Below are 19,665 nucleotides of genomic sequence, written 5' to 3' on the forward strand. Positions count from 1 at the left end.
TAAACACCAAAAACGGCAACCTGACGTTGCCGTTTTGCTTTTATTATCCCACCTGCACCGACAGCATACTCAAACTTCCCATCTCAATACCGTCGACCGGGATCGTAATCGGCTCTTGTCCATCCCATGCGCCAAGAACGTACAGCAGCGGCAGGAAATGCTCCGGCGTCGGGTTAGAGAGCGAACCGCCCTCGTGATCCAGATAGTTCACCAGCGGATGCTCCTCCACCGGGCCCTGCCAGAACAGGTTCGCTTTTACAAAGTCGTTAAACGATGTTGCCCACGGGTACGGGGTATTTTCACCGTGCCAGCGTGCCGTGCGAAGGTTATGCACCACGTTGCCGCTCGCCACCAGCATGATGCCTTCATCACGAAGCGAAGCCAGCTTGCGCCCCATCTCCATGTGCCAGGCGGCCGGTTTGGTGCTGTCGATGCTCAGCTGCACCATCGGGATATCCGCATCAGGGTACATTTTGATCAGCACGCCCCACGAGCCATGGTCAAAGCCCCAGGCTTCTTTATCCAGCGCGACCGGGACAGGTGCCAGCAAATCAACCAGCTTTTGTGCCAGCTCAGGCGAGCCGGGGGCCGGATAATGTGTGTCATACAGCGCCTGCGGGAAGCCACCGAAATCATGAATGGTTTTTGGCGTTTCCATGGCGGTCACGCCCGTCCCACGGGTAAACCAGTGTGCAGACACCACCACAATCGCTTTTGGACGCGGCAACGTTTCGCCCAGATGATGCCATGCGCGGGTATAGACGTTATCTTCCAGCACGTTCATGGGGCTACCGTGGCCTAAAAACAGGGCTGGCATACGGGAAGTAGTCATGGTGATATCCTTACAGAAGGTGTCAATTTAATGGTGCTACATTACGCGCAATCGGGCCAGGATGAACGCTGATAAGCGTGAAGATCATCATCAGGAAATTTGAATGTAAGGAATGTGTAAAACAGCGTTCCCTCTCTCGCTTTACGCGTAGTGAATCATTAGGATTAATGAGAATCATTATCACAAGGAGCAATGCATGTCAGTCCCCTTGATCCTGACCATCCTGGCGGGCGCCGCAACCTTTATCGGTGCACTCCTCGGCGTGCTTGGCCAGAAGCCGTCTAACCGCGTACTGGCCTTTTCACTGGGCTTTGCTGCCGGGATCATGCTGCTTATCTCCCTGATGGAGATGCTCCCCGCCGCGCTGGGCACAGAGGGCATGTCTCCGCTGCTGGGTTACGGTATGTTTGTCTTTGGGCTGCTGGGGTACTTTGCTCTTGACCGTATGCTACCGCACGCGCATCCGCAGGATTTAATGCAGAAAAACATTACCCCCATGCCGCGGAATATTAAGCGCACGGCGATTCTGCTGACGCTGGGCATCAGCCTGCATAACTTTCCGGAAGGGGTCGCCACCTATGTGACGGCCAGCAGTAATCTTGAGATGGGCTTCGGCATCGCGCTGGCGGTCGCCTTACACAATATTCCTGAAGGACTGGCCGTTGCCGGGCCGGTTTATGCCGCCACGGGTTCAAAGCGAACGGCCGTGTTTTGGGCAGGGATATCCGGCATGGCAGAAATTCTTGGCGGCGTGCTGGCCTGGCTGATCCTCGGCAGCCTGGTCTCGCCTGTTGTGATGGCGGCCATCATGGCAGCGGTGGCCGGGATTATGGTCGCGCTTTCGGTGGATGAACTGATGCCGCTGGCGAAAGAGATTGACCCGAACAACAACCCCAGTTACGGCGTGCTGTGCGGAATGTCGGTGATGGGGTTCAGCCTGGTATTGCTGCAGACGGCAGGAATTGGGTAAAAAAACGCCGGGATGTCCCGGCGTTTTATCATCAGCTGGCTTTGCGCTCGTGCGCCTGACGATACTCGATCAGATCTTCAATCGTCACGACCGGCATGTTGTGCAGACGCGCGAAGGTGATGCACTCTGGCGCACGCGCCATGGTACCGTCGTCGTTGGTCAGTTCACACAGCACGCCAGCGGGTTTGAAGCCTGCCAGCGTCACCAGATCGATAGTCGCTTCGGTGTGACCACCACGGGTCAGCACGCCGCCCGCCTGCGCACGCAGTGGGAAGACGTGGCCAGGACGGTGCAGATCGGAAGGTTTTGCGTCATCGGCGATGGCGGCACGGACGGTGGTCAGACGGTCAGCCGCCGATACACCGGTGGTCACGCCATGCGCGGCTTCGATGGTCACGGTAAAACCGGTTCCGAAGGCACTGGTGTTGTTCTCAACCATCATAGGCAGCTCAAGCTGCTTACGACGGTCTTCAGTAATACACAGGCATACGATGCCGCTGCCGTGACGGATGGTCAGCGCCATCTGTTCAACGGTCATGTTTTCGGCGGCGAAAATCATGTCGCCTTCGTTTTCACGGTTTTCATCGTCAAGCACCATCACACCGCGACCTTCGCGCAGCGCATCCAGTGCATGTTCAACACGTTGAGTTGAAGTGCCAAAAGAGGAAAGTAGCGTCTGATTCATGGTAAAAAAACCTCATTAACATTATGGTTACCAGAATCAGGGCAGTCTTAGGAGCGCCGTATTATAAGCGGCAAAAAGATAACGTGAGCGGGCCCATGCCCGACTGGATCGTTACTCTCTCCCATCCGGACTCTAACCGTCGGCCCCGGAATTACACCGGATCTGCTGACCTTTGAGAATGCACCCAAAGCGCTCGCGGGCTTTCAGCGTGACGCTGATTTACCGCCGGTGGGGAATTTCGCCCCGCCCTGAGAATAAGCGAGATAACTATAACGCTATTGATTAACCTGGGCAATGCATAAGCATCAAACAATTTTGTTTACCCCGGGCATGACGCGCTACAATGGACACTAACACCTTTCCATCAAGGGAAACGACAATGATTGACCCGAAAAAAATTGAGCAGATCGCGCGTCAGGTTCATGAATCCATGCCAAAAGGCATTCGTGAATTTGGTGATGACGTTGAGAAGAAAATCCGCCAGACGCTGCAGGCGCAGTTGGTTCGCCTTGATTTAGTCAGCCGTGAAGAGTTTGACGTGCAGACGCAGGTGCTGCTGCGCACCCGCGAGAAGCTGGCGCTGCTGGAACAGCGTCTGACCGAGCTGGAAAACCGTAATACGCCGGAAGAAGTGAAGCCGGCCCCGGCGATTCCGCCGGTGGATGACCAGGCCTAAAATCAATGCAAAACGGCAACCTGGGTTGCCGTTTTTTAGGTTTGCGCCCTCTCCCTGTGGGAGAGGGTTGGGGTGAGGGCATCAGCCCGCACGGACTACTGACTGTCTTTCTGAATCTTCTTAATGATGTTGGTGGTTGAACACCCGTCTTCAAAGTTCAGCACCATCACTTCGCCGCCGTTGGCCCAGACCTCTTCGCTGCCCGCGATTTGCTCCGGTTTGTAATCCCCACCTTTCACCAGCAGATCCGGCAGAATTCCGGCAATCAGGCGCTGCGGCGTGTCTTCCTCAAATGGCACCACCCAGTCCACCGCTTCCAGCGCGCCGAGGACGATCATGCGCTGTTCCAGCGGGTTCACCGGGCGCGTTTCGCCCTTCAGACGTTTCGTCGAGGCATCGCTGTTCACCGCCACAATCAGGCGATCGCCCAGCTTACGCGCATTCGCCAGATAAGAGACATGGCCCGCGTGCAGGATGTCGAACACACCGTTGGTCATCACCACTTTCTCACCGCGCTTGCGCGCAGCGGCGACGGCCACTTTCAGCTCGTCTTCGCTCATGACGCCAAAACCGGTATCGGCACGACCGCGTACCGCGTTTTCCAGCTCGATGGGCGAAACGGTAGAGGTACCGAGTTTCCCGACGACTACGCCTGCCGCCGCGTTGGCAAAATAGCACGCCTCTTCCAGAGAGTTACCCGCGGCGAGGGTTGCCGCCAGCACGCCAATCACCGTATCACCGGCACCGGTCACGTCGTACACTTCCTGCGCCTGAGTCGGCATATGCAGCGGCGCTTTACCCGGTTGCAGCAGGGTCATCCCCTGCTCGGAGCGGGTGACCAGCAGCGCAGAGAGTTCGAAGTCAGCAATGATTTTCATGCCGCGCTCGACGATCTCGGCTTCGGTCTTGCATTTGCCCGCCACCGCTTCAAACTCAGAGAGGTTAGGCGTCAGCAACGTTGCGCCACGGTAACGCTCAAAGTCCGTCCCTTTCGGGTCGATCAGCACCGGCACATTGGCTTTGCGCGCCAGCTGGATCATCGTCTGCACGCTCGCCAGCGCGCCTTTGGCGTAGTCGGACAGCACCAGCGCGCCGATATTGCTCAGCGCCTGGTTGATGCGCTCGTGCAGCGGCTCAGGATCAACCCCTTCGAACCCTTCTTCAAAGTCGAGACGGATCAGCTGCTGGTTACGCGACAATACGCGCAGCTTGGTAATGGTCGGGTGTGTCGGAACAGAAACGAAGTCGCACTTCACGTTCACGTCCGCCAGCGACTTGCTCAGCGCACGCGCCGCATCGTCAATGCCGGTCAGGCCCACCAGACGCGAATGCGCGCCCAGAGAAGCAATGTTCATCGCCACGTTTGCCGCGCCGCCGGGACGCTCTTCAATGGTGTCGACCTTAACCACCGGTACCGGTGCTTCCGGAGAGATGCGGCTGGTCGGCCCATACCAGTAGCGATCCAGCATCACATCCCCAACAACCATTACTCCAGCACGTTCAAACTCTGGCAGTGTTACTTTCATTCCTGACTCCAGAAAGATTCACAATTTGCGCGCGATAATATCACACTTGTTTTGTTACGCACGGTTCCACCAGCCACTTCTGCCAGCTGGCCGTTACCTGAGCGCGTTCAGCGGTGAAACAGTCCAGCGCCACATGCCCTGGCTGCTCCTGCAACGCCAGATGATGAAGTTCATCGCGCAGCGTGGTGTAGGCGCGGGTTAAGGCCAGCGCCTCCTGCTCGTCCATGATGTCGTTTTGCGCCAGCAGTTCCAGAATGCGCACGTTATCCGACCAGCGCGTCAGCTTCGGCTTGTCGTGCGCGTGGAGCAACACCAGATACTGGGTAATAAACTCGATATCGGTAATACCGCCCTCGTCGGCTTTGATATCAAAGCGATCGCGGTGTTTATTGCCCAGATGCGCGCGCATTTTTTCACGCATCTCGCGCACTTCGGTCTGCAGCGTACTGCCCTCACGCGGGGTGGTCATGACCTCCTTACGGATAGCGTCGAACTGCGTTTTGAGCTGCGGATCGCCATACACCACGCGGGCGCGCACCAGCGCCTGATGCTCCCACGTCCAGGCTTCATTCTTCTGATAATCGGCGAAGGATTCCGTCGAGGTGACCAGCATCCCCGCCGCACCGGACGGGCGCAGGCGGGCATCCACTTCATACAAAATGCCCGACGAGGTGCGGGTACTGAACAGATGCATGATGCGCTGCGCCAGACGCAGGTAGAACTGACGCCCGTCAATCTCGCGCTCGCCGTCGGTCATCACGTCGACCGGGCAGTCGTGGAGGAAGATCAAATCCAGATCGGAGCTATAGCCCAGTTCCCAGCCGCCGAGCTTGCCGTAGCCTACCACCGCGAAGCCGCGACCTTCACGATCGGCCAGATGTTTCGGCTGGCCGTAGCGCGCCACCATCTGCACCCATGCCTGCTGTACCACCGCGTCGATGATCGCTTCCGCAAGCCAGGTTAAGTGATCGCTCACTTTCATCACCGGCAGCGTGCCGGCGATATCCGCCGCCGCCACGCGCAGCATCTGCGCCTGCTTAAACTGGCGCAGCGCCTCCAGCTGTTGCTCCTCGTCCTCTTCCGGCACGCGCAGCAGATACTGACGCAGCTCGTCCCGGTAGGCATCGGTTGCCGTCGGCTGATAGAGGGTATTTGGATCAAGCAGCTCATCCAGCAGCAGCGGGTAACGCGCCAGCTTGTTGGCCACCATCGGCGAGGCGGCGCAGAGCGTAATCAGGTGCTTCAGCGCGCCGGGGAACTCGCTCAGCAGTTCAAGATAGGTGGTGCGCGTGATAATGCCACTTAGCAGCGGCATCATGCGTGACAGGGGCACCGGCGCATCCGCCCGCGAACAGACCTCGCTCAGCAGGTGCGGCATCAGGTGATCCAGCACCTGACGTCCGCGCGGCCCAATGGCGCGTTTGTTCAGTTCCAGACGGAAATCGGCAATCAGCGCCACCACGCGATGGCGCGCGTCGTCGGTTAAGTGCGTCAGCACCGGCGTGGTGTCATCCTCCTGGAGCGCGTCCTGCCACAGCTCGCGCCAGTGTTCGGAAAGCGCATCGTCCTGCGATTCGCTTTCATCATCACCGATCAGCTCGTTAAAGATTCGGCGCACGCCTGCCATATGGGCATCGAGTCGTTCGGTCAGCGTTGACCAGTCGTCCACGCGCATTCCCCACGCCAGACGCGCCCGGTTAAGGTCATCGCCCGGCAGGGTCTGGGTCTGTTCGTCATTGATGCTTTGCAGCAGGTTTTCCAGACGACGCAGGAACAGGTAGGCCTCGCGCAGAGTGTGCGCATCGCCGTCCGGCAGAAGGTGCAGTTGCTCAATCGCTGACAGCGTCGGCAGCAGCGAGCGGGACTGTAGCGACGGCTCACGTCCGCCGCGAATAAGCTGGAAGACCTGAACGATAAATTCAATTTCGCGGATGCCGCCTGCGCCAAGCTTGATATTGTCCTTCAGGCCGCGGCGGCGCACCTCACGGGCGATCATCCCTTTCATATTACGCAGGGACTGGATGACACTGAAATCGATATAACGTCGGAAGACAAACGGGCGTAGCATGGCGCGCAGCTCGTTGGCGTAGGCATCGTCACTGTCGCCCATGATCCGCGCTTTGACCATCGCGTAACGCTCCCAGTCGCGCCCTTGCTCCTGGTAATAATCTTCCAGCGCCGCAAAGCTTAGCACCAGCGGGCCGCTGTCGCCAAACGGACGCAGGCGCATGTCCACACGGTAGACAAACCCGTCCTGGGTGGGTTGATCCAGCGCCTTAATCAGACGCTGACCGAGACGGGTAAAGAACTGGGCATTGTCCAGCTCGCGACGCCCGCCGCGCGTAGAGCCGTTCTCCGGCCAGGCAAAAATCAGGTCGATATCGGAGGAGAAATTCAGTTCGCAGCCGCCCAGCTTGCCCATCCCCAGGATCAACAGTGGCTGAGGAACCCCTTCCTCGCTGCACGGCGTGCCCCACTCTTTACAGCAGGCGGCGTAGAGCCAGTCTCGCGCGGCGACAATCAACGTTTGCGCCAGCTCGCTTAACTGCAGCAGCGTGCTCTCTTCACTCACGATTTCCAGCGCCTGCGCCCAGGCAATGCGCACCATCACCCGACGGCGGAACTGGCGCAGGACGCGCATCAGCGCGGCCTCATCCGCAACGTCTTCGAGTGCAGTCTGCAGCCAGCCAGCATAGTGCCGCCACTCATCTGCCTGCGGCGGTGCGTTTTCAAGTTCCGCCAGCCAGTCCGGATTGGCGGTAATACTTTCCTGCACAAAGTCACTGAAGGCGAGCACGCTCTTCGCCTGTTCGCTTAACGATGACGCCGGTAATGACTCAGGCAGACGTTCGCAAACGGTCTGCCACTGCTGCTGTAACTGCGAAGAAAGCGGCATTTTAGGGGTTCCTTGCCAGAGTTAACGTTTTCCGCTGTGCAGCCAGAACGGCTCCTGCGAAATGGCCTCGTTACGGAAATGCTCTATCTCAATATGCTGACGGGTTTCAATGGCATGCTTCAGCCCCTGCCAGTTTTCCAGCCACGCCTGCGCCTTTGGACCGTCGTAAGCGCCGGAGAGGAGCAGCATGCTGTCGATGTTGCGCGAAAGACGAGGGAGCTGATCGCCATACCGATCGCCCAGCGGATAGGCAAAGGTGTTTTTCAGCTCGGCGGCATGACGGGAGAGATGAATATCCGCAAAACGCTTAAAGTTTTCCGCGATTTTGGCCTGCGCTTTCGCATCCAGGAAAGTGCGCCAGCCGCGCGTCACCAGGAACTCGGTCAGTGCGAGTTTTGCCGTTGCGGTTTGCGGGCTGTAGATCGCCGTTTGCGCCGAGACGTCGGAAAGCATCAGCGTTTCGGTTTGCGTCAGCAGATCACGTAAGTGAGCGCTCGCTTTCCGAGGGACGATGCCGCCGAAGAGCGCCAGGGTATGGCGCACCAGGGCAATAGCCGACAGCACGTGGTATTTGGCGTGTTTCACGTTTCGCACCCACAGCTCTTCATGGTACTGCCACTGAGAAAGCGCCAGTTCCAGTGCGGCTTCCAGTCCCTGCTCAACGCTGGCTTTCGGCGCAACATGCAAAATGGTTGTCTCTTTCAGCACACGTGGCGCATTCCCGGCGGCCAGATGGTAGCCCCGCGCGGCTTTGCTCAGGCTCCCCTGGCGCAATCCGGACTGGTTCACCAGCTTGCGCGCCAGCTTCAGCACATCGTTCGCATCCCCTTCCAGCAGCTCAAGCTCCAGTTCGCAAATCGGCTCCTGGAACTCACCCGCCTTCACATCACCCAAATCAAGGGCGATTTCAATGCGGCTTTTGCCTTCTGTCACCAGCCATTTTTCGCGCCAGAAATCGGTGCTGAACAGCGGCTGCACCTGTTCCGCGAGGGTGGAAGGCAGCGCCCCTTCTGGCCAGACTTCGGCCGGGAAACGTTCCAGCTCAAGTTCTGGCTTATTGATGTCGATATTATATTCCGGACGCTGATGTAACCCGCCGACCACGCGGCCGGCAATTTTCATCGTCATCTCGTAGCGTCCGCTTGCGCCACGGATGCGCAGCCCCATATCGTGGCGGCGCAGCCAGTTGTCTGGCGTTTCGTAATAGATATTAAGCAGTTGTACCGGTGCATGGTGTTCGCCGGAAAGCGTATGCAGATGCTGGCGGAGTGCGTCAACGCTGTCTTTTTCGACGATAAATTTTAATTCGATTTCCTGAGCCATAGCCTTGTACTTTTGCGGGCGTCACAGACGCGTCAATGAGGGCGAACTTCCTCGCCATTTATTTGTCAGTACATAGTATTTTGCGCCAAATTGCCATGCAATGAGCAATTTGACGGGCGTAAATGTGTAGAGTCGTGACACAGATGATTCTGATTGCTGACGAATGCTTTGCGTAGAGACACTGTTGCCACTACTATCGTTCCACTTTTTATGAAAATAACGACTAATGATGCTTAAATTACGCCTGATTGGACTTACTTTACTCGCTTTTAGCGCCGCAACCGCCGTGCACGCTGAAGAGAAGCGTTACGTTTCTGACGAACTGAACACCTGGGTACGCAGTGGCCCCGGAGATAATTATCGCCTCGTGGGTACGGTAAATGCCGGCGAGGAAGTGACGCTGTTACAGACCAACGCGGACACCAATTACGGTCAGGTTCGCGACAGTTCCGGCCGTACGTCCTGGATCCCGCTGAAAGAGCTGAGCACCGTGCCAAGCCTGCGCACCCGCGTGCCGGATCTGGAAAACCAGGTAAAAACCCTGACCGACAAGCTGAACAACATCGACGGCACCTGGAACCAGCGCACCGCTGAAATGCAGCAGAAAGTGGCGCAGAGCGACGGGGTGATTAACGGTCTGAAAGAAGAGAACCAGAAACTGAAAAACGAGCTGATTGTCGCGCAGAAGAAAGTGAATGCCGCCAATCTGCAGCTCGATGACAAACAGCGCACCATCATCATGCAGTGGTTTATGTATGGCGGCGGCGTGCTGGGCGTAGGTCTGGTGCTGGGTCTGGTTCTGCCGCATCTGATCCCAAGCCGTAAGCGTAAAGACCGCTGGATGAACTAATTCGTCTTCTCTGCCAGACTTACGTATTATCCTGGAAAAGAGAAAACAGGAGTGTAAGGCGTGAAGAGTTATCTGGTCGGTGGTGCGGTACGAGATGCGTTGTTAGGTCTGCCGGTCAAAGATAAAGACTGGGTGGTGGTTGGCGCCACCCCGGAAGAGATGCTCGACGCGGGCTACCAGCAGGTAGGCCGCGATTTTCCCGTGTTTCTGCACCCGCAAAGCCGCGAAGAGTATGCCCTGGCGCGTACCGAGCGGAAATCGGGCTCGGGCTATACCGGCTTCACCTGCTATGCCGCGCCGGACGTGACGCTGGAGCAAGACCTTCTGCGTCGCGATCTCACCATCAACGCGCTGGCGCAGGACGAGAACGGCCAGATCGTTGACGCGTATGGCGGCCAGAACGATCTGCGCAACCGTCTTTTACGTCACGTCTCCCCGGCGTTTTCTGAAGATCCGCTGCGCGTGCTGCGCGTGGCGCGCTTTGCCGCACGGTACGCTCATCTCAGCTTCCGGATTGCCGATGAGACAATGGCGCTGATGACCGCCATGACCGAAGCCGGCGAGCTTGCACACCTGACGCCAGAGCGCGTCTGGAAAGAGACGGAAAATGCCCTCACCACCCGCAACCCGCAGGTCTTTTTCCAGGTTCTGCGCGACTGTGGCGCGCTGAAGGTGCTATTTCCGGAAATAGACGCGCTGTTTGGCGTCCCCGCGCCGGCGAAATGGCACCCGGAAATTGACACCGGCGTGCATACGCTGATGACGCTCAGCATGGCGGCCATGCTGAGCCCGGACGTGGACGTGCGCTTTTCCACCCTGTGCCACGATCTGGGCAAAGGCTTAACGCCAAAAGAATTTTGGCCTCGCCATCACGGTCATGGCCCGGCGGGGGTGAAGCTGGTCGAAGGGCTGTGCCAGCGTCTGCGCGTCCCGAACGAGATCCGCGATCTGGCGAAACTGGTGGCCGAGTTCCACGACCTGATTCACACCTTCCCGATCCTGAAACCGGCCACCATCGTCAAGCTGTTCGATAACATCGACGCCTGGCGCAAACCCCAGCGCGTGGAGCAGATAGCGCTCACCAGCGAAGCTGACGTGCGCGGGCGCACTGGGTTTGAAGCCTGTGACTATCCGCAAGGGCGCTTGCTGCGGGCGGCGTGGAACGTGGCAAAAGCCGTGCCGACAAAAGACGTTGTCGAGGCGGGATTCAAAGGACCGGAGATTCGGGAAGAGCTGACAAAACGGCGAATTCAGGCGGTATCAGACTGGAAGGAAAAGCATTGCCCTCAGCCAAAAGACTGAGGGCAGTCGGTCAGAAGAAGACCACGTACACCGCAGCCGCGACGATAAAGCGATAGATCGCGAACGGAATAAACGAGATACGCTTAATCAGCTGCAGGAAGGTTTTGATGGCAATCAGCGCCACGATAAACGCGGTGATGAAGCCAACGGCGAACATCGGAATGTCGCCGGTGGTCAGGAAACCCATGCTTTTATAGAGGTCAAGCGCGGTGGCGCCCATCATCATCGGCACGGCCAGCAGGAACGAAAACTCTGACGCGGCGTAACGGCTCACGCCCATCAGCATCCCGCCGGAAATGGTGGCACCAGAACGCGAGAAGCCCGGCCACAGCGCCAGACACTGGAAGCAGCCAATGATAAACGCCTGACGATACGTCATATCATCCAGACCTTCCGCCCGCGGCGTTTTTGGCTTCAGCACTTCCGCGGCGATCAGCAGGAAGCCCCCTACCACCAGCGCGTACATCACGTTAATCGGGTTGAACAGTGATTTAATGGTGTCGTGGAATACCAGCCCCAGCACTACCGCCGGGAGCATGCCGAGCAGAATATGGATAAGCGTCAGACGGCCGGTACCTTCACCTTCGCGCTGAGGAAGACGACCAAAGTGGATCCCGATCAGGCCAAACAAACGACGCCAGAACATGACCACCACGGCCAGAATAGAACCCAGTTGAATGACCACTTCGAAGGTTTTTGCGGTATCGCCTTCAAAGCCCAGCAGATGGCCAACGATAATCATATGGCCGGTACTGGAAACCGGTAAAAACTCCGTCAATCCTTCGACCACACCCAGTATTGCCGCCACCAGCAGCGAGTGCATATCGCTCATCTATAAACCCCTAAAAAGATATAAAAAAACGGTGCCCCATACGGACAACCGATAAAGATACAGTCCTGAGACCGGTATAACCTAAAATGGTTTAGCTATTATGACGTTAAATCTTCCCTTTCAGATTTGTGCCACGCTCGATGATGACCCCCACATTGGCGGCACGCGCCACCGCGCCCGGCTTGCTCAGTTTGATACGCACCCACGGTGAGTTGAATTTACTCAGCAGCAGTTCCGCGACCTCTTCCGCCACCCGCTCGACCAGCGCGAAACGTTGCCCTTCAACGTGGGCGATGACCGTTTCACTGATGTCGGCATAGCTCAGACAGTCATTCACGTCATCACTTTTTGCCGACTTGCGGTTATCCCAGCCCATTTCGATATCGAACACCAGCTTCTGCTCGATGGTCTGTTCCCAGTCGTAAACACCAATTGTGGTGATTACCGAAAGTTGCTCTATAAATACAATATCCATCACGACCTGCCTGCTTTTTGGCTAAACCGGATACCACTTCCGGCGAATTATGCGTATTATCCACAGATGCTGAGAATACAGATACATTTTCAAAACGGAACAGCGTTATGAGTGCAATCGCGCCTGGAATGATCCTCCTCGCCTACCTTTGCGGCTCAATCTCCAGCGCCATTCTGGTCTGCCGCATCGCCGGGTTACCTGACCCGCGTGAAAGTGGTTCCGGGAACCCGGGAGCGACCAACGTACTACGAATTGGCGGCAAGGGAGCAGCCGTAGCGGTTTTGGTTTTTGATGTTCTGAAAGGGATGCTACCCGTCTGGGGCGCGTATGCGCTGGGCGTCACGCCGTTCTGGCTGGGGCTGATTGCGATTGCCGCCTGCGTTGGCCACATCTGGCCCGTATTCTTCGGCTTTAAAGGTGGTAAAGGCGTGGCGACGGCCTTTGGTGCCATTGCGCCTATCGGCTGGGATCTGACCGGCGTGATGGCAGGCACCTGGCTGTTGACCATTCTTCTCAGCGGCTATTCGTCGCTGGGCGCCATCGTCAGCGCGCTGATCGCCCCGTTCTACGTCTGGTGGTTCAAACCGCAATTTACCTTCCCGGTGTCGATGCTCTCCTGCCTTATCCTGCTGCGCCATCACGATAATATTCAGCGCCTGTGGCGTCGTCAGGAGACCAAAATCTGGACGAAGCTCAAGAGGAAGAAAAAAGACGCTCAATAAGGTTAGTTATGCCTTATAGCCAAATGTGATTTTGGTCACCTTCTGCCTGTGGTAACTGTTAGAGACACAACACAACCACATCAGAAGAAAATGGCAGACATTACAGACACCACTCCTCTTTCAACACCACGCCACGCAGCGGATGGCGATATCCAGTGGGTGCGCAACGCCGCTGACGTTTCGCGGCTGGTCAATCACGGTTCGCAGGGACGGGCCAATGCACGCATCGTTATCGGCATCGCATTGGGCGGTATTTTTCTCGACGCCTACGACCTTGGTGCGCTGGCGTTCGGTATCAAAGACATCACCCGCGAATTTAACCTCACGCCAGCAGGCACCGGCATGGTGGCCTCGGCCATTACCTTTGGGGCCATTGTCGGGGCGCTGCTTGGCGGTTATCTTACGGACAAAATTGGCCGCTACCGGGTCTTTATGGCCGACATGCTCTTCTTCGTGGTGGCCGCCATTGCCTGCGCGCTGGCACCTAACGAATACGTGCTGGCGGGCGCCCGGTTTGTCATGGGGCTTGGGGTCGGGATCGACCTGCCCGTGGCGATGGCCTTTTTAAGCGAGTTTGCCAGGCTGAAAGGCCCGGGAAACAAAGCCTCCAGCGTCGCGATGTGGTGCCCCACCTGGTATGCCGCCATCAGCGTCTCCTATCTGCTGGTGCTCTTCTTCTACGCCGTGCTGCCGGAAAGCCACAGTGACTGGCTGTGGCGCCTGATCCTCGGTTTTGGCGCGGTGCCGGCGCTGGTGATTATTGCTATTCGTAGCCGCTATATGAGCGAATCGCCGGTCTGGGCGGCGAATCAGGGCAACCTGAAAGAGGCGGCGTCGATTTTACGCCAGTCGTATAACATCAATGCCCACGTACCGCAGGACGCGCTCAGCCAGCCAGCACCTGTCGTCAATAAAGCAAAATGGGCAAACTACCTGAACCTGTTTCGCGGCATATATTTACGCCGTACGACGCTCGCCACGCTGCTGTCTGTGGTCTCCTCCTTCGCCTATAACGCCGTGGCGTTTGGTCTGCCGGTGATCATCTCCAGCTTCTTTGTACAGTCGATGCTGACGACCATTCTGATTTCCCTGGTGCTTAACCTGCTGTTTGCCTTCGTCGGCGGGCTGCTTGCGGTACGCTACGTGCCGCGCTTCGGTGCCTGGCGGATGTCGCTTGCGGGCTACGCCTGCCAGCTGGTCGCGCTGCTCGGGCTGGCGCTGGTGGGGCGGCCTGAAGGCGCAACGGAAGGTGTGGTCGCCGTCGGCATGCTGGCCCTGTTCCTGTTCGGCCAGGGCTTTGGTCCGGGTGCGCATACCATGACGTTTGCCTCCCTGAGCTACCCGACCTCGTTGCGCGGCGTCGGCGTGGGTCTCAACCAGACGCTGATGCGCAGCAGTTCCACGCTGTCGCTGTTCCTTTTCCCGCTGCTGGTCGCATCCCTTGATACCGCCGTGTTCTGGGTGATTGCGCTGGCGCCGTTTATCGGCCTGGCCTCGCTGCTGGCGATCCGCTGGGAGCCATCCGGGTATGACGTAGATGCGGAGGATTACCGCTAGTCTCATCGCCTTTCTTGCCGGGTGGCGCTGCGCTTACCCGGCCTGCATTAATCATATGAGCCGGTTTTTATCCATAAGCGACTCATATGACAGCCTTCAATTCTGCCAGGGCATACTGAAACGACCCCGATGATGAGCAGATGGATGCAGCATGTTAGCAGCTCAGGTCACTGATAATACGTATAAAGGCTGGCAGGCGTCGCTTGCCCTGCAGTTTTGTCACACCCCTGAGAAAACCCTCCTGCACTCCGCTCATCACCTCGGGCCGCTAACTGTTCAGCGGCCGTTTTATCCTGAAGGTGAAACCTGCCACCTCTATCTGTTGCACCCACCTGGTGGCGTTGTGGGTGGTGATACGCTGGATATTTCTGTCCGGCTGGACGCCAACAGCCACGCGCTCATCACCATGCCCGGCGCCAGCAAGTTCTATCGCAGCAGCGGCCCGCAGGCCTGCCTGAATCAGCACTTTTATCTCGATGATGGCTCCACGCTGGAGTGGCTGCCGCAGGACACCATTATCTTTCCCGGCGCCAATGCCGCGCTGCGTTCCGTCTTCCATCTGAAGGCCTCCAGTACGCTGCTGGCGTGGGAGTTATACTGCCTGGGGCGTCCGGTGATCGGTGAGACCTTCAGCCACGGCACGCTGGAGAGCCGCCTTGAGGTGTGGGTCGACGACGAACCGCGCCTGATTGAGCGTCAGCATCTCAGCAACGGCGATCTCACGCCCGTTGCCGGGCAACCGTGGCTCGGCACGCTGCTGTTCTATCCGGCCAGAGAAGAACATCTCGACGCGGCGCGGGTGCTGCTCGCCCCACTGGATACGTTTGCGGGCGCCACGCTCACGGACGATCTCATGTCGGTGCGTTTTCTCTCCCACGACAACCTGATTTGCCAGCGGGTGATGCGCGACATCTGGCAGTCGCTTCGCCCGCTTCTCACCACCAAAACCGCCTGTTCGCCGCGTATCTGGCAGACATAAGAGAAACGTTATGGAACTGACCCCCAGAGAAAAAGACAAGCTGTTGCTGTTCACCGCCGCGCTGGTTGCCGAACGCCGCCTTGCGCGCGGAGTAAAGCTCAATTACCCGGAATCGGTCGCGCTGATCAGCGCCTTCATTATGGAAGGCGCGCGCGATGGCGAAACCGTCGCCGCACTGATGGAGGCGGGCCGCCACGTTCTGAGACGTGACCAGGTGATGGAGGGCGTACCGGAGATGATCCCGGATATTCAGGTGGAAGCCACCTTCCCGGACGGATCCAAGCTCGTCACCGTCCATAACCCGATCGTCTAAGGAGCGCGTGATGATCCCAGGTGAATACCAGATCCAGCCCGGTACTATCGCCCTCAACCTCGGGCGAGACACCCGGCGTGTCATCGTCGAAAACCACGGCGACAGGCCGATCCAGGTCGGGTCGCACTACCACTTTTACGAGGTCAACCCGGCGCTGAAGTTTGACCGGGAGGCCACCCGTGGCTACCGGCTGAACATCCCGGCGGGTACCGCCGTGCGCTTCGAGCCCGGCCAGAAGCGTGAAGTGACGCTGGTGCAGGTAACGGGCGCGCAGCGCATAGTCGGTTTTCGCGGTGAGGTAATGGGAGAGGTGAAACATGGCTGAGATTTCGCGCCAGGCTTACGCCGATATGTTCGGCCCTACCACCGGCGATAAAGTGCGGCTGGCCGACAGCGAGTTGTGGATCGAAGTGGAAGATGATCTCACCGTCTACGGCGAAGAGGTCAAGTTCGGCGGCGGGAAGGTGATCCGCGACGGCATGGGTCAGGGGCAGATGACCGCAGACGACTGCGTGGATCTGGTGCTGACCAATGCGCTGATTGTCGATCACTGGGGGATCGCGAAAGCCGACATCGGCGTGAAGAACGGGCGGATCTTTGCCGTCGGCAAAGCCGGTAACCCGGACATTCAGCCCGGCGTAACGATCCCGATTGGCGCCGCGACGGAAGTGATCGCTGCCGAAGGGAAGATCGTCACCGCCGGCGGGATCGATACTCACATCCACTGGATCTGTCCGCAGCAGGCGGAAGAAGCGCTGGTCTCCGGCGTCACCACCATGATCGGCGGCGGCACCGGGCCCGCGGCGGGCACCAACGCCACCACCTGCACGCCCGGCCCGTGGTATATCGCCCGCATGCTACAGGCTGCGGATACTCTGCCGGTGAACATCGGTCTGCTCGGCAAGGGCAACGGTTCAAACCCCGACGCGCTGCGCGAGCAAATCGCAGCCGGCGCCATTGGGCTTAAGATCCACGAGGACTGGGGCGCGACGCCTGCGGCGATCAACTGCTCGCTTGAGGTGGCAGAAGAGATGGATATTCAGGTGGCACTGCACAGCGACACGCTGAACGAGTCCGGCTTTGTGGAAGACACGCTGGCCGCCATTGGCGGACGCACGATCCACACCTTCCACACCGAAGGGGCAGGTGGCGGCCATGCGCCGGATATTATCACCGCCTGCGCGCACCCGAATATTCTGCCCTCCTCCACCAACCCGACGCTGCCCTACACGATGAATACCATCGACGAGCATCTCGACATGCTGATGGTGTGTCACCACCTCGATCCGGATATCGCCGAAGACGTCGCCTTTGCCGAGTCGCGCATTCGCCGGGAGACCATCGCCGCCGAAGATGTGCTGCACGATATCGGCGCGTTTTCTCTCACCTCATCAGACTCTCAGGCCATGGGCCGTGTGGGAGAAGTGATTATCCGCACCTGGCAGGTGGCGCACCGCATGAAGGTCCAGCGCGGCGCCCTGCCGGAAGAAAGCGGCGATAACGACAACTTCCGCGTGAAGCGCTATATCGCCAAATACACCATTAACCCGGCTCTGACCCACGGCATCGCCCATGAAGTAGGCTCCATCGAGGCGGGCAAGCTGGCCGATTTAGTGGTCTGGTCCCCGGCGTTCTTCGGCGTAAAACCCGCCACCATCGTCAAGGGCGGAATGATCGCCTGCGCGCCGATGGGCGATATCAACGCCTCCATACCCACCCCGCAACCGGTTCATTACCGCCCGATGTTTGGTGCGCTGGGTGCCGCGCGCCACGCCACGCGGCTGACGTTTGTCTCACAGGCCGCTGACGCGCGGGGCATTCCGCAGCAGCTCAACCTGCAGAGCGCCACCGCGGTGGTGAAAGGCTGCCGGACGGTGAAAAAGGCGGACATGATCCATAACGGTCTGCAGCCAAATATCACCGTCGATTCGCAAACCTATGAAGTGCGCGTTGACGGTGAACTGATTACCAGCGAACCGGCTGAGGTTCTGCCGATGGCGCAACGCTATTTCCTGTTTTGAGGAGTGATGATGATCTATTTAACCCAACGCCTGGACCATGCGCATCCGATTACCGCCAGCGTCACGCTGCCGATTGACGTGCGGGTGAAAAGCCGCGCCCGCGTGGCGCTGAACGACGGCCGCGAAGCCGGGCTGATGCTGCCGCGCGGTTTACTGCTGCGCGGCGGCGACCTGCTCAGCAACGACGACGGCAGCGAGGTGATCGAAGTGATCGCCGCCCCGGAGTCCGTCTCCGTGGTGCGCTGCGCCGATCCGTTCCTGCTCGCCCGCGCCTGCTACCACCTGGGCAACCGCCACGTGCCTTTGCAGGTGATGCCCGGCGAGTTGCGCTACCACCACGATCATGTTCTCGACGACATGCTGCGCCAGTTCGGGCTGGAGGTGACGTACGCCACGCTGCCGTTTGAACCGGAAGCGGGCGCGTATGCCAGCGATACCCACAGCCATAGCCACTCTCACGCCCATTCACACTAAGGATTACTCATGCGCACGTTACTTCCCCTGTTACTGCTGGCCTTTTCGGTTCCCGCGCTCGCCCATCCTGGCCACGGCGCCGACAGCTTTCAGGCTGGTTTCTTCCACCCGCTGACCGGGCTCGATCATCTGTTGATGCTGACGGGCGCCGGCGTGCTTTCGGCGCTGAGCGGCCGCAAACTGCTGCTGCCGTTTGCCACCCTCGGGATGATGCTTGTCGGCGCCGTGGCGGGTAGCCTGCTCGGCGGCTTTAGCGGCATGGAGATGCTGATTATCGCCTCGCTGGCGGTCTGCGGCGTGATGATGTTTAAAACCGAAAACCGCCTGCTGCTGGCGGTGCCAGCCCTGGCGATGTTCCACGGCTGGGCGCACGGCGTGGAGATGTCCGGCCATAGCTTCTGGCTCTTCACCAGCGGGTTTATGTTCGCCAGCGCGACCGTACTGTGCGCCAGTTTCGCCGCAGGCTTGCTGCTGCGCCGACACGAAGGTCTGCGCAAAACCTTCGGCGGCGGGCTGATCGTCTCTGCCCTGCTGGCGCTGATGAGCTGATGGAGCATTCCCGCCAGTGGCTGCGCCTGATGCAGCTCTCCAGCAGCAGCCTGCCGGTCGGGTCGTTTACCTGGTCGCAGGGGCTGGAGTGGGCCGTGGAAGCAGGCTGGATCACGGATGCCGACGCCTTTAAACGCTGGCAAACGCAGCAGATGGAGCAGAGCTTTTTCTGCGTTGACCTGCCGCTGTTTGTCCGGCTGTACCGGGCCTGTGAACAAGGCGACCTTGCGGCAGCAAAACGCTGGACGGCTTACCTTCTCGCCTGCCGGGAAACCCGTGAACTGCGGGAAGAAGAGCGCAATCGCGGTGCCGCCTTTACGCGTCTCATTAAAAGCTGGGAGCCGGACTGCCCGGCCCGGTGGCAGGCGCTGTTTATGCAGAGCCAGCTCTGCGGCATGGCGTGGCTCGGCGTACGCTGGGGCATTGGCGTGCACGAGCTGGCCCTGAGTCTCGGCTATAGCTGGATTGAGAGCGCGGTAATGGCGGGCGTCAAGCTGGTGCCGTTTGGGCAACAGGCCGCGCAGCAGCTGATCATTGCGCTGAGCGACCATTTTGCGGCCGGGCTTGAACAGGCTTTTTTACGTGGCGACGACGAGCTGGGGGCGGCAACGCCGCTTTCCGCCATCGCTTCTGCCCGCCACGAAACACAATATTCACGACTTTTCCGTTCCTGAGGAAGCAAT

General features: G+C 58.8%; 20 protein-coding genes and 1 riboswitch. Of the genes, 13 read left to right on the forward strand and 7 right to left on the reverse strand.

Going from position 1 to position 19,665, the window contains the following annotated elements; all coding sequences use genetic code 11:
* Nucleotides 1–43 precede the first annotated feature (43 nt).
* The gene (ygiD, locus tag EKN83_RS19045) at nt 44–832 is read right to left on the reverse strand and encodes a 4,5-DOPA dioxygenase extradiol (RefSeq protein ID WP_126801483.1); all 789 of its coding nucleotides are present in this window, start codon (nt 830–832) and stop codon (nt 44–46) included.
* A gap of 196 nt (nt 833–1,028) precedes the next feature.
* On the opposite strand from ygiD, the gene zupT reads away from it, so the two are divergent.
* Nucleotides 1,029–1,802, forward strand: coding sequence for a zinc transporter ZupT (gene zupT, locus EKN83_RS19050; protein ID WP_025758519.1), 774 nt, complete (start codon nt 1,029–1,031; stop codon nt 1,800–1,802).
* A gap of 31 nt (nt 1,803–1,833) precedes the next feature.
* On the opposite strand, the gene ribB is transcribed toward zupT, so the two are convergent.
* The gene (ribB, locus tag EKN83_RS19055) at nt 1,834–2,487 is read right to left on the reverse strand and encodes a 3,4-dihydroxy-2-butanone-4-phosphate synthase (RefSeq protein WP_008502964.1); all 654 of its coding nucleotides are present in this window, start codon (nt 2,485–2,487) and stop codon (nt 1,834–1,836) included.
* A 109-nt stretch (nt 2,488–2,596) separates the two neighbouring features.
* Nucleotides 2,597–2,747: riboswitch (FMN riboswitch) on the reverse strand.
* A gap of 119 nt (nt 2,748–2,866) precedes the next feature.
* Here ribB and ubiK point away from each other — a divergent pair.
* Nucleotides 2,867–3,163: a ubiquinone biosynthesis accessory factor UbiK gene (gene ubiK / locus EKN83_RS19060; protein WP_013098757.1), complete on the forward strand. Its 297-nt coding sequence runs from the start codon at nt 2,867–2,869 to the stop codon at nt 3,161–3,163.
* A 95-nt stretch (nt 3,164–3,258) separates the two neighbouring features.
* Here the strand turns inward: ubiK and hldE are convergent, their stop codons facing one another.
* From hldE to EKN83_RS19075, 3 genes are read right to left on the reverse strand one after another with little or no spacing between them, the layout of a single operon-like run.
* Nucleotides 3,259–4,689 (reverse strand): bifunctional D-glycero-beta-D-manno-heptose-7-phosphate kinase/D-glycero-beta-D-manno-heptose 1-phosphate adenylyltransferase HldE, encoded by a 1,431-nt coding sequence (gene hldE / locus EKN83_RS19065; protein ID WP_126801484.1) that lies wholly within the window; start codon nt 4,687–4,689, stop codon nt 3,259–3,261.
* 40 nt (nt 4,690–4,729) lie between these two features.
* Nucleotides 4,730–7,585 (reverse strand): bifunctional [glutamate--ammonia ligase]-adenylyl-L-tyrosine phosphorylase/[glutamate--ammonia-ligase] adenylyltransferase, encoded by a 2,856-nt coding sequence (glnE, locus tag EKN83_RS19070; RefSeq protein WP_126801485.1) that lies wholly within the window; start codon nt 7,583–7,585, stop codon nt 4,730–4,732.
* A 21-nt stretch (nt 7,586–7,606) separates the two neighbouring features.
* The gene (locus EKN83_RS19075; protein WP_126801486.1) at nt 7,607–8,908 is read right to left on the reverse strand and encodes an inorganic triphosphatase; all 1,302 of its coding nucleotides are present in this window, start codon (nt 8,906–8,908) and stop codon (nt 7,607–7,609) included.
* Between the two features lie 229 nt (nt 8,909–9,137).
* Between EKN83_RS19075 and EKN83_RS19080 the strand changes: the two genes are divergently transcribed.
* Complete coding sequence (locus tag EKN83_RS19080) at nt 9,138–9,758, forward strand: TIGR04211 family SH3 domain-containing protein (RefSeq protein ID WP_025912514.1); 621 nt, start codon at nt 9,138–9,140, stop codon at nt 9,756–9,758.
* Between the two features lie 60 nt (nt 9,759–9,818).
* Nucleotides 9,819–11,060, forward strand: coding sequence for a multifunctional CCA addition/repair protein (locus EKN83_RS19085; RefSeq protein ID WP_126801487.1), 1,242 nt, complete (start codon nt 9,819–9,821; stop codon nt 11,058–11,060).
* Nucleotides 11,061–11,070: 10 nt separating this feature from the next.
* On the opposite strand, the gene bacA is transcribed toward EKN83_RS19085, so the two are convergent.
* Nucleotides 11,071–11,892, reverse strand: coding sequence for an undecaprenyl-diphosphate phosphatase (gene bacA, locus EKN83_RS19090; protein ID WP_025758526.1), 822 nt, complete (start codon nt 11,890–11,892; stop codon nt 11,071–11,073).
* Between the two features lie 106 nt (nt 11,893–11,998).
* Nucleotides 11,999–12,367 carry a bifunctional dihydroneopterin aldolase/7,8-dihydroneopterin epimerase gene (gene folB / locus EKN83_RS19095; RefSeq protein WP_025758528.1) on the reverse strand — a complete coding sequence of 123 codons (369 nt, stop codon included), beginning with the start codon at nt 12,365–12,367 and terminating at the stop codon, nt 11,999–12,001.
* A gap of 107 nt (nt 12,368–12,474) precedes the next feature.
* On the opposite strand from folB, the gene plsY reads away from it, so the two are divergent.
* The 9 genes from plsY (at nt 12,475) to EKN83_RS19140 (ending at nt 19,656) form a co-directional block, all read left to right on the forward strand.
* The gene (gene plsY / locus EKN83_RS19100; protein WP_025758529.1) at nt 12,475–13,089 is read left to right on the forward strand and encodes a glycerol-3-phosphate 1-O-acyltransferase PlsY; all 615 of its coding nucleotides are present in this window, start codon (nt 12,475–12,477) and stop codon (nt 13,087–13,089) included.
* Between the two features lie 90 nt (nt 13,090–13,179).
* The gene (locus EKN83_RS19105) at nt 13,180–14,646 is read left to right on the forward strand and encodes an MFS transporter (RefSeq protein ID WP_045285918.1); all 1,467 of its coding nucleotides are present in this window, start codon (nt 13,180–13,182) and stop codon (nt 14,644–14,646) included.
* A 151-nt stretch (nt 14,647–14,797) separates the two neighbouring features.
* Entirely contained in the window at nt 14,798–15,625 is an 828-nt protein-coding gene (locus EKN83_RS19110; protein ID WP_095441933.1) for an urease accessory protein UreD, read from the forward strand.
* Between the two features lie 10 nt (nt 15,626–15,635).
* Complete coding sequence (locus EKN83_RS19115; protein ID WP_025758533.1) at nt 15,636–15,938, forward strand: urease subunit gamma; 303 nt, start codon at nt 15,636–15,638, stop codon at nt 15,936–15,938.
* Nucleotides 15,939–15,948: 10 nt separating this feature from the next.
* On the forward strand, nt 15,949–16,263 hold the full coding sequence (locus tag EKN83_RS19120; protein WP_126801488.1) for an urease subunit beta: 315 nt from the start codon (nt 15,949–15,951) through the stop codon (nt 16,261–16,263).
* Nucleotides 16,256–17,959, forward strand: a complete 1,704-nt coding sequence (gene ureC, locus EKN83_RS19125; RefSeq protein WP_126801489.1) for an urease subunit alpha — start codon at nt 16,256–16,258, stop codon at nt 17,957–17,959. The genes EKN83_RS19120 and ureC overlap by 8 nt, the downstream gene beginning before the upstream one ends.
* 9 nt (nt 17,960–17,968) lie before the next feature.
* Nucleotides 17,969–18,433 (forward strand): urease accessory protein UreE, encoded by a 465-nt coding sequence (ureE, locus tag EKN83_RS19130; RefSeq protein WP_126801504.1) that lies wholly within the window; start codon nt 17,969–17,971, stop codon nt 18,431–18,433.
* A gap of 9 nt (nt 18,434–18,442) precedes the next feature.
* The gene (locus EKN83_RS19135) at nt 18,443–18,982 is read left to right on the forward strand and encodes a HupE/UreJ family protein (protein WP_126801490.1); all 540 of its coding nucleotides are present in this window, start codon (nt 18,443–18,445) and stop codon (nt 18,980–18,982) included.
* The gene (locus EKN83_RS19140) at nt 18,982–19,656 is read left to right on the forward strand and encodes an urease accessory protein UreF (RefSeq protein WP_126801491.1); all 675 of its coding nucleotides are present in this window, start codon (nt 18,982–18,984) and stop codon (nt 19,654–19,656) included. The genes EKN83_RS19135 and EKN83_RS19140 overlap by 1 nt, the downstream gene beginning before the upstream one ends.
* Nucleotides 19,657–19,665: the final 9 nt, after the last annotated feature.

Source organism: Enterobacter sp. WCHEn090032, from assembly GCF_003986875.1.
GTDB classification, from domain to species: Bacteria; Pseudomonadota; Gammaproteobacteria; order Enterobacterales; family Enterobacteriaceae; genus Enterobacter; species Enterobacter sichuanensis.

Coding starts and splice junctions, on each gene's coding strand:
- bacA (WP_025758526.1), bottom strand. CDS start 11,892: ATGAGCGATATGCACTCGCTGCTGGTGGCGGCAATACTGGGTGTGGTC.
- plsY (WP_025758529.1), top strand. CDS start 12,475: ATGAGTGCAATCGCGCCTGGAATGATCCTCCTCGCCTACCTTTGCGGC.
- ubiK (WP_013098757.1), top strand. CDS start 2,867: ATGATTGACCCGAAAAAAATTGAGCAGATCGCGCGTCAGGTTCATGAA.
- glnE (WP_126801485.1), bottom strand. CDS start 7,585: ATGCCGCTTTCTTCGCAGTTACAGCAGCAGTGGCAGACCGTTTGCGAA.
- zupT (WP_025758519.1), top strand. CDS start 1,029: ATGTCAGTCCCCTTGATCCTGACCATCCTGGCGGGCGCCGCAACCTTT.
- EKN83_RS19135 (WP_126801490.1), top strand. CDS start 18,443: ATGCGCACGTTACTTCCCCTGTTACTGCTGGCCTTTTCGGTTCCCGCG.
- EKN83_RS19140 (WP_126801491.1), top strand. CDS start 18,982: ATGGAGCATTCCCGCCAGTGGCTGCGCCTGATGCAGCTCTCCAGCAGC.
- hldE (WP_126801484.1), bottom strand. CDS start 4,689: ATGAAAGTAACACTGCCAGAGTTTGAACGTGCTGGAGTAATGGTTGTT.
- EKN83_RS19080 (WP_025912514.1), top strand. CDS start 9,138: ATGCTTAAATTACGCCTGATTGGACTTACTTTACTCGCTTTTAGCGCC.
- folB (WP_025758528.1), bottom strand. CDS start 12,367: ATGGATATTGTATTTATAGAGCAACTTTCGGTAATCACCACAATTGGT.
- EKN83_RS19115 (WP_025758533.1), top strand. CDS start 15,636: ATGGAACTGACCCCCAGAGAAAAAGACAAGCTGTTGCTGTTCACCGCC.
- EKN83_RS19120 (WP_126801488.1), top strand. CDS start 15,949: ATGATCCCAGGTGAATACCAGATCCAGCCCGGTACTATCGCCCTCAAC.
- EKN83_RS19110 (WP_095441933.1), top strand. CDS start 14,798: ATGTTAGCAGCTCAGGTCACTGATAATACGTATAAAGGCTGGCAGGCG.
- ureE (WP_126801504.1), top strand. CDS start 17,969: ATGATCTATTTAACCCAACGCCTGGACCATGCGCATCCGATTACCGCC.
- EKN83_RS19075 (WP_126801486.1), bottom strand. CDS start 8,908: ATGGCTCAGGAAATCGAATTAAAATTTATCGTCGAAAAAGACAGCGTT.
- ribB (WP_008502964.1), bottom strand. CDS start 2,487: ATGAATCAGACGCTACTTTCCTCTTTTGGCACTTCAACTCAACGTGTT.
- EKN83_RS19105 (WP_045285918.1), top strand. CDS start 13,180: ATGGCAGACATTACAGACACCACTCCTCTTTCAACACCACGCCACGCA.
- ureC (WP_126801489.1), top strand. CDS start 16,256: ATGGCTGAGATTTCGCGCCAGGCTTACGCCGATATGTTCGGCCCTACC.
- ygiD (WP_126801483.1), bottom strand. CDS start 832: ATGACTACTTCCCGTATGCCAGCCCTGTTTTTAGGCCACGGTAGCCCC.